9 protein-coding genes are annotated in these 12,870 nt (G+C 53.5%); 4 read left to right on the top strand and 5 right to left on the bottom strand.

Annotated features, from left to right (window positions below):
- The 5 genes from IV91_RS0110495 to IV91_RS0110475 form a co-directional block, all read right to left on the bottom strand.
- Positions 1-372: MotA/TolQ/ExbB proton channel family protein (locus tag IV91_RS0110495; protein WP_035417782.1), on the bottom strand; the 372-nt coding region annotated here is incomplete at its 3' end.
- A 15-nt stretch (positions 373-387) separates the two neighbouring features.
- Complete coding sequence (locus IV91_RS0110490; protein ID WP_031598183.1) at positions 388-2,613, bottom strand: TonB-dependent receptor; 2,226 nt, start codon at positions 2,611-2,613, stop codon at positions 388-390.
- A 137-nt stretch (positions 2,614-2,750) separates the two neighbouring features.
- A complete protein-coding gene (locus tag IV91_RS0110485; protein WP_160171564.1) occupies positions 2,751-4,508 on the bottom strand; it encodes a sensor histidine kinase in 1,758 nt (585 codons plus the stop codon).
- Positions 4,509-4,587: 79 nt separating this feature from the next.
- Positions 4,588-5,256: a response regulator gene (locus IV91_RS0110480; RefSeq protein WP_031598181.1), complete on the bottom strand. Its 669-nt coding sequence runs from the start codon at positions 5,254-5,256 to the stop codon at positions 4,588-4,590.
- A 101-nt stretch (positions 5,257-5,357) separates the two neighbouring features.
- Positions 5,358-6,341, bottom strand: a complete 984-nt coding sequence (locus IV91_RS0110475; protein ID WP_031598180.1) for a thymidylate synthase — start codon at positions 6,339-6,341, stop codon at positions 5,358-5,360.
- A 71-nt stretch (positions 6,342-6,412) separates the two neighbouring features.
- Between IV91_RS0110475 and IV91_RS0110470 the strand changes: the two genes are divergently transcribed.
- The 4 genes from IV91_RS0110470 (at position 6,413) to infB (ending at position 12,869) form a co-directional block, all read left to right on the top strand.
- The gene (locus tag IV91_RS0110470; RefSeq protein WP_082783176.1) at positions 6,413-7,960 is read left to right on the top strand and encodes a M17 family metallopeptidase; all 1,548 of its coding nucleotides are present in this window, start codon (positions 6,413-6,415) and stop codon (positions 7,958-7,960) included.
- A gap of 91 nt (positions 7,961-8,051) precedes the next feature.
- Positions 8,052-8,477 (top strand): ribosome maturation factor RimP, encoded by a 426-nt coding sequence (gene rimP, locus IV91_RS0110465; RefSeq protein WP_031598177.1) that lies wholly within the window; start codon positions 8,052-8,054, stop codon positions 8,475-8,477.
- A 14-nt stretch (positions 8,478-8,491) separates the two neighbouring features.
- Positions 8,492-9,967 (top strand): transcription termination factor NusA, encoded by a 1,476-nt coding sequence (gene nusA / locus IV91_RS0110460; RefSeq protein WP_031598175.1) that lies wholly within the window; start codon positions 8,492-8,494, stop codon positions 9,965-9,967.
- Positions 9,968-9,983: 16 nt separating this feature from the next.
- Positions 9,984-12,869 carry a translation initiation factor IF-2 gene (gene infB / locus IV91_RS0110455; protein ID WP_031598173.1) on the top strand — a complete coding sequence of 962 codons (2,886 nt, stop codon included), beginning with the start codon at positions 9,984-9,986 and terminating at the stop codon, positions 12,867-12,869.
- Position 12,870: the final 1 nt, after the last annotated feature.

The following is a 12,870-nucleotide window of genomic DNA, read 5'->3' as shown; positions in this document are numbered from 1 at the left end:
GGGGGCCAGGGTCACGATGGTGTCCAGCACCCACAGGAAGCGGTCCACATGGGGCGCTTCGCGCATGACGGATTCTTCCAGTTTGTCGGAAATTCGGTCGAAATCATGCTCCAGGTTATGATGAAGCGCTGCTTCCAGGACCTTGGCGTGGGGCAAATCTGGATGCTGGACCACCAGGGCCTCGAAGGCTTCCTTCGATACCTTGTGCACCCCGGTTACTTCCTTGATCAGTTGGGTCCCCTGAGTCAGGACCCGCCACAGATACCAACCCCGTTCGATGATGACCGTCAGGGCCACCAGCAACAACAGGGCCATCAAATAAAGCATGCCGCCTGAACTTTGGGCTGCGGCTTGAATTCCTTGCATCGTCATGGTGTTGGCTCCTTGTTATATGCTTGCACTGAAGTTGAGACTAAACATCCGTCCCGGCAGGGTCCAGAACAAGGCGTTTCCCCCTTGGGTTGCACCTGCGTAGGCAATCGTATCTGTCCGATTGAAGAGGTCATCCAGTTGAAATTCCATTTTTGCGTTCTTGGCCCAACCCAGGGAGCCCAGGTCATACCCTGCTGCTAGGTTGACCGTGGTGTAACTGCCGAAGTGTGTATCATTTCCGTTGATATCTGTTCCGCCCCAGCGCGACCCAATTTCCTTGGCTATGACAGACGCATTGGCTTTGTCGCGCCCATAGAGCATTCCCAGGGCCGCAGTGTTGGAAGGGGCGTTGAAAATCGGGAGAGCACTGGTGTAACTATTTCTTGAATAGTTGCCGTAGGCATTGAATCCTGAGCCAAGGTTATAGGTGGCTTCTCCTTCCACCCCCTGGTAATGTACTGCTCCAATATTCTGGATGGTAACCAGATTTCCTACTCCGCTTTGCTGTGACTGGTTATTGTTGGTGATGTAATAGACATCTGCGGAAGCCGTTAATTTGCCGCTCTTGAAAACCGTCCCTAACTGGTAATTCATGGTTTTTTCTGGGGCGAGGTACGACAGACCGGCCGAGGTGTTGGGTTGGATCGGCTGGTTCGGATTGTAGAACGATCCAAATAGCATGGGCGCCACGAACCCCTCCGCCGCTTGCCCATAGGCAGACCAGTTATCCGAAACATAGTAGTGTGCGTCCAGAGAGGGCAGCAGAGCCGCCCAGGTATGGGAGTAGGCAAAGGCACCCCCCACCGTGGTGTCAAAGGCTGAATTGTAGGTCCGGTTGAAATTGTTGAACTTCAGTCCCGAGGTAAACGACCACTTGCTGGTGGGGCGCCAGACATATTCCACATAGGGCTGAATGGTGTTCATGGAACTGGTTTCCGCCTGATTCCCCCCATTGGCACTGCCCGGTATATTGACAATGGAACCAGTACCTCCGGTGGAAAGATCTACGTTATTGATCCATGACTGGCGCACCTGACGTTCAATCCACAGGCCGAAATTCAGGTCATCGTTCCCCATGGCCCGGATTGCTCGCAGGATGTTTCCATAGGAAGTATAGGTAGTCATTCCGGTCAAACCTGCGATATTCTGATTTCCTGGGTTTACTCCGCCCAGCAGAATCCCCCCAGGGTATGCCCCTTGAACTGTGGCCGTTGTACCATTGGGGTTGTATCCATTCATGGCATCGTGGGTATAGGTCGTGGTATATACCTTGTTGTCGATTTTCCAGTCGCCAAAGCGGGTTTGCAGACCAATATAGTCGAAGTTTGTAGTGAAGTTATCGTTGTTATACCCAACGTAGGCACTGCTCAGGGGATTCTGGTTCAATCCGTAGTGAGAACCATATTGGGCTATCTGTGGTGCTGTGGCTCCTGGCGAATCATTCTGGTAGGTGTGATTTTGCATGGCCACCACGGTGATGGCGGTGTTTTCACCGAGGGGTTTGATGAACTTGGCAAAGATGTTGCCCCGCCGTTCATTGTCATTAGTCAAGGCACCATCGGTCTGGTAATGGTTGTAGTCGATGAAACCGCTGGCATCCCCGTAGTTCTGCATCACCCCCGTGTCATACTGAAACCCCACCAGGCGCGAGTTGAAACTGCCGATCTGGCTCCGTACCGTTGACGTCGGGTCCCCCAAAGGATCGTTGGAGCGAACCGCAATGGTCCCCCCATAGGTGGCATCTCCCACTGTGCTGGCCTGTCCTGGGCCCCGATCCACCGTCACTTCCCCCGTATCCTGAGCCAGGAAGTAACTGTTGACATGGTGTGTGAAGTTGGCACCATCGACAAAGGGAATTCCGTCAAAGGTGACATTGTATTGTCCATCGACGAAGGAGCGTAGGGTCAGGGCGGGGTTCTCATTGCCTCCGGGACCGTTGGGGCTATAGGCCCAGACCCCCGGTGCAATGGCCGCACTATCCACATAGGTGGAGGCCCCGGTTTGGGTATTCTCGATGTAGTTACGGTTGATGACGGATTGAGGTTCGGTGGCGGTCAGGGATCCCTGGGTGGGGGCGTTGGCCGAGGCCGACTCGGCGGGCGGGATGGCTTCGTTGCTGTTGCCTGCACCGCTGGATACCGAGCCCAGATCGTAAGCCCATAGGGTTCCCGGCAAGGCCGTTAGCATGGAGGCGTGAAACAGTCCGGAGATGAGCGGCTTCAGATGAAAATTCTTGTACATGGTGTATTCCTGTCAGTCATGTGAATGGGCGGGACATGCCGCTCTTAATTTGCAAATGATATTCATTATCATATAGCAAATAAGAATCATTATCAATAACTAACCAAAAAATCCGAAACACAAGGGATAACCTGGGGTTACCAAGTGAGGTGAAGGGTGGTTCCCAATGAAGAGGATGAGATGTGCAGAGTAATTCCCAATTGTTGGGCGCGGCGGTAGAGGTGCGGTAATCCACGTCCTGGTCGCGTGGTTACAGTATCAAAGCCCTCCCCGTCATCGCGGATTTCCAGATGATGAGCGCCTACACTGAAAAACACATGGCAGGCATGGCTGTGTTTGGCAATATTCGTGAAGATTTCCTGAACCATGCGCATCAATTGCAACGTGTTGGAGGTGCTGGGGAAAGGCAGCCTGGGTGAATCCTCCACTTGCCAATGCAAAACAGCTCCACTGGATTCCATGAGAGATTCCAGGCGTTCGCGCAGACTTCCCATCTGAGTCGCAAGATCCGTGGGGTCCCCATCCAGGGAATCGATCATGAGGCGCAAATCTTCCAGGGCAGAGCGCAAAGTCTGTTGAAGAGGCACTAATAGAGGCGGATGACGTTCAGCCTGAACCAGAGCACTTACCAGATAACCACCCAGTCCGTCGTGCAGATCGCGCATGATGCGCTCTCTTTCTCCAAATACAGCCTGACGCATCTCCAGGGTCTGGCGTTCCTGATAACTTTGCGCCAGAGTTCGGCTCTTTTCTGCCACCATGGAATTCAAGTCGCGATTCAAGGTTTCGAATAAAATCAGGGAACGGTCAAAGCGCAGGAGTAGGAGGAATGCAATGGCGATTCCCAGAATGGTGGAACCCCAATAAAAGATGAAGACCGGGATCTCATGCTGGGCATGGAGCATATAGGCCAAGTCATGATATCCCGTCAAGGCAGAAAACAGGATGGAAAAGAACAGAAGCCAGGTTTCGCTGGGCAGGCATTGATGGCGATACCGGTAAATGGTGAACAAAATGTACAGGGAAATCGCGCTATACCCCAGACCCAGCAGACCGAATCCGCGAAATAGATAGGGCGGAGGGATCAGTAAGATCAGAAATGGGCCCACGATCGTATAAATCAGGAAAAACTTTTCGAGAGAAGGGCGCTGAACTTTGACGAAACGGTGAATCAGGAGCATGAGGCAATAGATGTAACACATGATGGCGGTCAGTTCCATCCATAACCATTGATGGTGGGTCAACCAAGGGACTTCCTGAATGAAGAAAACAGCTGTGTAGAGGGTACAGAATCCCCCACACAGAGCGAACATGAGGTAGAGGGTTTCATGACGTCGTCTCAACCAGATGATGAACAAAATGAAAGAAAGCAGCAGGAGCAGGGTGAAGGAGATGGTGGGGACAATGACCGCGCGAAAATACAGAGAATTGTAGGTGGGTTTCAATGCGGTGGCGGGACCTATCTGGAAGGTGCCCAGACCGGATTCCTCCTGGGCGTAGCCAAGGAGATTCAATGCGATCTGATTCTCTCCGGCGTGCAGGAGCAGTCCTGGAAAAACAAAAAATAGAGGGCGATAACTGTTGTGGCTGACGGGTTCGGTAAAGCTTCCTCCTGAGCCGACCAATTGTCCATTGATGAATACCCGGGCATTGACGCTTAAATGCGGAAGATAGATGGCCCAAAGGTCATCGGGTGAATGGTCGAGCGTGAGAGAAAACCGATACCAGCCGAAGCCCCCGCGGAAGGGATGACTCAGATCCCAGTTGTCCGGTAATTGGATGGGCGTCCAGCGGAATTGGGGCAAGGCGGGGGGAGTCTGGCTTTGATCAAAGATAAACTCCCCATGATCCAGTTGTTGCGACTCTGCTTTGGCGTCCGACAGCAGCAGACCCATGACGAAAAGGAAGCCCAAAAGAGGGCCCCAATAGAAGAGACTTGCGGATGGCTTTCTGGACATCTTTGTCGGGACCGGGTTATCTCCTGTTTTTGATGAGTCCCAGTTGTACCGCTTCCTGAGTGGCTTCAATATTCGAGTGCACAGAGAGTTTCTCATAAATCCGGCGTATATGGGTACCGACGGTATTGTTGCTGATGTTGAGCAGAGAGGCTATCTCGTTGCGTTTATACCCCTTGGTGATCAGATTGAGGATATCCTTTTCCCGTTCTGTCAGAGTTACCTGGGGAGTCGTAGGGGTGGATTTTTCCCATTCACCAAACTGACTGAGAAGGAAACGGGCGACCTTGGGGTTGATGGGACTTCCGCCGTCGATCAGCATGAGTAAATTATCGGCGATGGTGGTGAAGGAACTGTCTTTGAGAAGGTAGCCGCGCGCGCCCGCTTTGAGGGCATTCACCACATGCTGTTCATCACCGAAAACAGTCAGGACCAGGGTCTCCGTCAGACTCTGGCTGTCATGAATCTGACGAATCAGGTCGAGCCCCGAGCCATCGGGGAGTCCCAGATCGATCAGTGCGACGCGCGGGGGGTGTGCAAGAAAAGCTTCCTGTCCTGCGCGCAGTGATCCTGTGGCAGCAATGACTTGAAGTAGTGGGTGAGCGCTGATGGCCTCAACCAAACGCTCTCGGGTGATGGGTTCATCCTCGACGATCAGGACGGAATTGCGTTGGGTGGGCGGGATCATGACAGAAGTCCAAAGAGGGAAAATGCAGTTGGTAGAGGAAAAGCATAATGGCTCAATGACTTTCTGACCATCACCGGAACAGGTGATTCGGAAAATTTTGGTCAAACGGCCATGGGTGCCGTCAAGGAAGGATGATGCTGGTATGCTTCCAGTATGAAATCTTCAGGTTGGATCTGCTCCAGCCATTCAGGCGTGTACTGTCCCGTTTCGGCATAGGAAGGAATGCGTGGGGAAAGAGATAGACGAGGAGCGGGGTAGGGCGCTCGTTTCAGTTGGGTTTCCAGCATGGGCAGATGATTTTCATAAATGTGTGCATCTCCAATGAAATAGGTGAACCAGCGTGGGCGATATCCGCTCAGATGGCCCATCAGAGTCAACAGGGCTGCGCCCTCAGCCAAATTGAAAGGTGCGCCTAATCCTAGGTCATTACTGCGGATATACAGACAAAGGGAGAGTTCACGGGTTTCGGGGTTGGCTAGAAACTGATAGAGCAGGTGGCATGGAGGGAGCGCCATTTCGTCCAGTTGCGCCCAGTTCCAGCCATGGAACAGGATACGGCGGCTGGTTGGATCGGACATGAGCGTATCAAGACAGGAGCGTAATTGATCGATAGCCTTGTAGAGTAGGAGGCGGGGATGACCCGCAGGATCGGATAGGGTACATAGAGGCTGGAAACCCTGAGCCTGGGCACGTTGAGTTTGAGCTTCATGTTGCGGATGGGTCAGGTCGATTTCCTTGTACGCAGGCCAGGCACGCCATTGAACGCCATAAAGAGGGCCCAGATCATCCACCCCCAGGCGGAAAGGGTTATTGAGCCAGAGGGCATTGTCATTGGCATTCTGGTCCCATACCCGACATCCCAGGGAGCGAAAGTTTGCTGCATTGCGGTAGCCTCGTAAAAACCCCACCAATTCTCCCATGGCCGAACGGAAGGCCAGTTTGCGAGTGGTCAAGGCAGGGAATCCCTGAGTCAGGTCAAAACGCAACATGGCCCCCGGCAAACTCAAGGTGCGGATACCTGTACGGTTGGACTGCCAGGTTCCCTGGGCCAGAACGGTACGAATGAGGTCAAGATAAGACTGCACGATGGAACCTCTTGTCATGGATGTGCCCATGATACCATTGGCAATCATTCAGAATCCTGTGGTTGCCTGCCATGCCCCTGTCTCACGTTTCACCGACTGCTGATTTTTCCGTCCTCCCTGAATTGAATGGATTGACCAAAATTCCTCATTTTACGGTGGCCCCATGGACTCCGGTGGAGTGGGCGAAACAGGGCGTATTCCATGTTCTGGTCGTATTGCCTGCCGCGCCAGAGGATGGGGGGACTGGTCCGGGTCAGGAGACTTTGAATGCACTGCTTCAGCGGCGGGCCCAGTCAGAAGTTTGCGCGCATCGCAAAAACAAAAAGAAGGGATTTGAACCCCATGTGGCCATGTTGCCGGATGGAGTCCTTATCTCCTGGGTATGGTTGGCAGGAGCATCACAGAACTTTGAACGGCATACCCGGCTTCGGCGGGCTCTCCATCCCTTGCTCGAAGAGAAACCCACCCACCTAGCAGTTTGGTTCAGTGGTCAGGAATCCTCTTCCGAGCGGGAAGAGATACTCTATACCCTGACGCTCAATGGTCGATCTTTACCGACCGCACAACGGGACGCCTGGGGCGGGGTAAAAGCGTGGTTTTTGCTGGGCTCAACTCCCTCCCCTGATTTTTCTGAGCGTCCGGTTTCCCTGGCGCTTGCCAATACCCTGACGCGGGCCTTGACGGTTCTGCCTCCGAATCGGCTGACTCCGGCAAACTATCGCGAATTCCTTCGACAGTGGGCACTGGAAGAACATTGGGACTGGGAAGAATATGGGATGGAACGTTTGCAGACCTTGGGGGCAGGGGCATTTTTGGCAGTGGCTCAAGGCAGTGCAGAAGCCGATGCGGCGATTGTTCATTTGGCATGGTCTCATCCCCAGGCAACCCATCGGGTAGCTCTGGTGGGGAAGGGGATCTGTTTTGATACCGGTGGTCTCAATCTTAAACCGGCACGTTACATGCAGGGCATGCATGGGGATATGAATGGTTCGGCTGTAGTCCTTGGGATCATGCAGGCCATCACCCGCCTGCAGTTGCCACTGGTGGTAGACGCCTGGTTGGCGATTGCCCAGAATTCCGTGGGTCCTCGGGCTTATCGCCAGAACGAAATCGTGACGACGTTGGAGGGAACTACCCTGGAAGTGGTTCATACCGATGCGGAAGGACGAATGGTTTTGGCGGATACCCTGACCTTGGCTGCACGACAGAAACCTGACTTGATCGTGGACTTTGCTACTTTAACCGGGAGTATGCATACCGCATTGGGAAGCCGGTACAGCGGGTTGTTCACCACGTCGGAGGTACTTGCCCGTCTGGCGGAAGAGGCGGGAAAGAGCAGTGGTGAGCGTGTATGGGTATTTCCTCAGGACGAAGACTATGATGAGGCATTGGAAAGTTCGGTGGCTGATCTCAAGCAGTGTACTTTGGAGGGGGAAGCCGACCACATTCTTGCTGCCCGCTTTTTATCGCGCTTCACGGCACAGTTGCCTTGGGTCCATGTGGATCTCTCCGCTTCGCTCCATCCTGAGGGGCTGGGTGCCGTGGCGACGGAAGTGACGGGCTTCGGGGTGCGCTGGGGGGTTGAATTTCTGGACAAGTGGATACAAAATCCTTTATAATCTCTAGGATTGAGTAGGGTGGTGTCTCTGCAGTGGGCCTCGGGCCCTTTTTTTATTTGTGTGATTTTAGGGAATAGGTTACCGAACGAACATGGATCTCGTGGGATTAGTGGAAAAAACCGTGACAGGACTGGGCTATGAGTTTGTGGAACTCGAACGCGCAGGTCGAGGTTTGTTGCGTGTTTTCATCGATCATTCCAATGGGATTGGTGTAGAGGATTGTGCTACGGTCAGTCATCAATTGACCCGTCTGTTCGGTGTGGAAGAGGTACCCTATGAACGGCTCGAGGTATCCTCCCCCGGCTTGGACAGACCGTTGAATAAAACCGCCGATTTCGAACGGTTTTTAGGACGGGAAGCCAAAGTCAAACTGCGCATTCCTTATGCAGGTCAGAGAAATTTTTCGGGGCGTCTTGAAGCAGTGACTGAACAGACCCTTACCTTGGCAACCTCGGCAGGGTTGTTGGATATGGCGCGCGAGGATATCGAACGTGCCCGTCTCGTGCCGGAATTGTGAGTGGAGAGAACAGAATGAGCAAGGAAGTACTGTTGTTGGTCGATGCGTTGGCGCGGGAGAAAAACGTTTCCCCCGAGATCGTGTTTGTGGCACTGGAACAGGCTCTGGCGTCGGCTACCCGCAAAAAGCATGGGGAGGAAGATATCGATGTGCGGGTCAGCATCGATCGTCATACCGGTGATTTCCAATCCTATCGGCGCTGGCGCGTCGTGGAGGATCAGGAATGGCTGTCTGAATTCCAGGAATTGCCTCTGTCACAAGTCCGTGCAAACAATCCGGAAGCGCAAGCCGGGGAGATCATCGAAACTTCTTTGGAGCCCATCGAGTTTGGGCGTATCGGGGCACAAGCTGCCAAGCAAGTGATTTTTCAGAAAATCCGGGATGCGGAACGGGAACAGATTCTGGCGGATTTTCTGGAACGACAGGACAATCTGGTCAGTGGTCTGGTCAAGCGTCAGGAACGTGGGAATTACATCGTGGAATCCGGTCGGGTTGAAGCTCTGTTGCCCCGCGATCAGTTGATTCAACGGGAAAATTTGCGTATTGGAGATCGGGTGCGTGCCTACTTGCTCCGGGTCGAGCGGGGAGGGCGGGGGCCACAGGTGATACTGTCCCGAGTGGTTCCGGAATTTCTGATCAAACTGTTTGAACTGGAAGTGCCGGAAATCGAAGAAGGGTTGTTGGAAATCAAGGCTGCGGCTCGTGATCCCGGGATCCGCGCCAAGATTGCCGTGCATTCTCGGGATCGACGTATCGATCCCATCGGAACTTGTGTGGGGATGCGGGGATCACGGGTGCAAGCCGTGATTTCAGAACTGGGAGGAGAACGCGTAGATATCATCTTGTGGTCGGAAGACCCCGCTCAGTTTGTGATCAATGCGCTGGCTCCTGCGGAGGTCAATTCTATTCGCGTGGATGAAGAGGCCCATAGCATGGACGTGGTGGTGGACGAAGATCATCTGGCGCAGGCAATCGGCCGGAATGGACAGAATGTTCGATTGGCTTCGGAATTGACAGGTTGGTCTCTCAATATCATGACCGAAGATCAAGCCCAGGAAAAAGACAAAGAGGAAACGCTGCGCTTGCGCAATTTGTTTGTAGCCCGCCTGGATGTGGATGAAGAAGTGGCAGACATTCTGATTCAAGAGGGATTTTCCAGTTTGGAGGAAGTCGCTTATGTACCTAAACTGGAGATGCTGGCGATTGCTGCCTTCGACGAAGATACAGTGAATGAGTTGCGGAGCCGGGCGCGCAATGCTTTGCTGACAGAAGCGATTGCCACAGAAGAAAAGGTTGAACATGCAGTGGAAGATTTGAGACATATGGCGGGAATGGATCCCGAAACTGCGGTTTTATTGGCTTCAAAGGGAATTCATACGGTGCAGGATCTGGCAGATCTGGCGGTGGATGAACTGGAAGAATTGACGGGACTGACGCAAGAACGCGCCAGCGCCCTGATCATGGCGGCGCGCGCTCCGCTGTTTGAGTAATCAGGAGACATCAACCATGACGCACTCCACCGTGACGGATCTGGCTACAGAATTAAAAATGACGCCCTCGGCGTTGCTCGATCAATTACAAGCGGCGGGTATTCAAAAAACGGCGCAAGACACGCTGACCGAACGAGATAAGGCCGTTTTGCTGGAACATCTACGCGAGCAGCATGGTCGCGCAGAGCCAAAAACACGGATTACCCTGACACGACGTCAAACCAGCGAAATTCGCAAGGCAGATAATACGACGGGTAAGGCACGCACCATACAGGTGGAAGTTCGAAAAAAACGCGTCTTGATCAAACGGGATGTGGCAGAAAATCAGCCAGAAGATGTTTTGGAAGTTTCTGAAAGCATTCCCCCTGTCATGGGGAGCGAGGAAGAGACATCGGATGTCGGGATGGAATCGTCACTGCACGAAGAAGTGCAGGTCACAGAATTGCCTGAAGTTCAGGACACGGATCTTCCCTTGCCGCTGATTTCGGAGAGTGAGGAAGATAATAAGAAGGAAGAAGAAAAAGAAGAAGAAGAAAAAGAAAAAGAAGAAAAAGAAAAAGAAGAAGAGAGTCAGGGCGTGGACACGGTGGTGTCAGTTCCTGATTTGGAAGTTCCTCCGGAAGAAGAAGTTGTTTCCGTACCGACTCCTGCCGAGCCTCCTCTGTCACAACGGACGCTCCGTATTTCGCCCATCGATGAGGAACAGCGAGCCATTCGAGAAATGGAAGCACGTCGTCAGGCTGAATTGCGTTCCAGGCAAGCGGCTGATGCACTGGATAAAATGGAACGGGTACGGATCCGCAAGGAGACCGAAGAAAAGGCCGAGGCTACCCGAGTGGCCGCTTTAGCGGCCAGCATCAAGCCAGTGGTGGTGGAGCCGTCCCGTTCTGAAAAAACAGGAACCCTTCATCGACCTGCGGTGGTGGCTGCAACCACGGATGCGGGCGGTGTGCGTAAACCGGCAAAGAAAACAGAAAAACAACCGGCCACGGCTTGGACCGATGATGGCGCCAAACGTCGAGCACTCAAGACGCGCGGAGAAACCGGGGGGACGGGGTGGCGTGAACCTCATGGTCGGCATGGTAAGGGACACAAGGGGGATTCCTCTCAATCCCATGCTTTTTCGGCGCCCACTGAGCCCATCATCCATGAAGTTCTGGTGCCTGAAACCATCACTGTTGCTGTGCTGGCACAAAAAATGGCTGTCAAGGCCGCCGAAGTGATCAAGACGCTGATGAAAATGGGCATGATGGTGACCATCAATCAGATACTGGATCAGGAAACGGCCATGATCGTGGTACAGGAATTAGGTCACATGGCCAAACCTGCCAAGTTGGATGATCCGGAAGCACTGCTTGCGGAAACCGGGACTGTCCATGTAGATGCGATCCTTGAACCCCGTGCTCCGGTCGTCACCGTTATGGGACATGTGGACCATGGCAAAACCTCGCTTCTCGACTACATTCGTCGGACCCGTGTGGCCAGTGGTGAAGCAGGAGGGATTACCCAGCATATCGGGGCATATCATGTGGAAACACCGCGCGGCATGGTAACTTTTCTGGATACCCCGGGGCATGAGGCATTTACAGCGATGAGGGCTCGGGGTGCCAAGGTTACGGACATCGTGATTTTGGTGGTGGCAGCAGACGATGGAGTCATGCCCCAAACCATTGAGGCCATCCACCATACCAAGGCGGCACAAGTGCCTGTGGTGGTGGCGGTTAACAAAATGGACAAACCCGATGCAAATTTCGATCGGATCAAGAATGAGTTGGTCACCCAAGGGGTGCTTCCCGAGGAGTATGGCGGTGATGCACAGTTTGTTGCTGTTTCCGCAAAATCCGGCATGGGAATCGATGAATTGCTCGAATCCGTACTGCTTCAGGCCGAAGTTCTGGAACTGAAGGCTCCTCGCAACACCCCCGCCAAAGGGATCGTCATCGAAGCTCGTCTTGACAAAGGACGCGGTCCCGTGGCGACAATTCTGGTGCAATCTGGTCAATTACGGCGTGGGGATATGGTTTTGGCCGGGGCGGCATATGGGCGGGTACGGGCCATGTTGAATGAAGCAGGACAGCCGGTGGATAGTGCCGGACCTTCGATTCCCGTAGAGATTCAGGGATTGACCGAAGTGCCCGTGGCCGGTGAAGATGTCATGGTTCTGAATGACGAACGTAAAGCGCGAGAAATCGCCCTATTCCGTCAGGGTAAGTTCCGTGACGTGAAGTTGGCCCGTCAGCAGGCCGCGAAGTTGGAAAACATGTTTGAGCAGATGGGAGAAGGTGAAGTCAAGACCCTGTCGCTCATCATTAAATCTGATGTGCAAGGGTCCTACGAAGCACTTTCCCAATCCTTGCTCAAGTTGTCCAACGAAGAAGTCCGGGTCAATATCGTCCATGCGGCGGTGGGCGGGATTACCGAGTCGGACGTCAATCTAGCTCTGGCCTCCAAGGCCGTGATCATTGGCTTCAACACTCGTGCGGACACGACGGCGCGCAAGTTGATCGCTTCGGCGGGGGTGGATGTGCGGTACTACGACATCATTTATAACGTGGTGGACGAAGTCAAGGCCGCGCTCTCCGGGATGTTGGCGCCTGACCGAAAGGAAAATATCCTGGGATTGGTGGATATTCGCGAAGTGTTCCGTATCTCGCGAGTGGGAACTGTGGCTGGATGTTATGTTCTGGAAGGCGTGGTCAAGCGGGGTGCCCAGGTTCGATTGCTGCGGGATCAGGTGGTGGTTCACACCGGCGAACTGGACTCTCTCAAACGCTTCAAGGATGATGTTCGTGAAGTCAAAACAGGCTTTGAATGCGGTTTGTCCCTGCGTAACTATAACGATCTTCAGGTGGGGGATAAATTGGAAGTCTTTGAAATCGTAGAAGTCGTGCGGAGTCTGTGAG

The organism is Ferrovum myxofaciens, from assembly GCF_000735045.1.
Lineage (GTDB): Bacteria > Pseudomonadota > Gammaproteobacteria > Burkholderiales > Ferrovaceae > Ferrovum > Ferrovum myxofaciens.
This window is presented reverse-complemented; position numbering and strand designations above follow the sequence as displayed.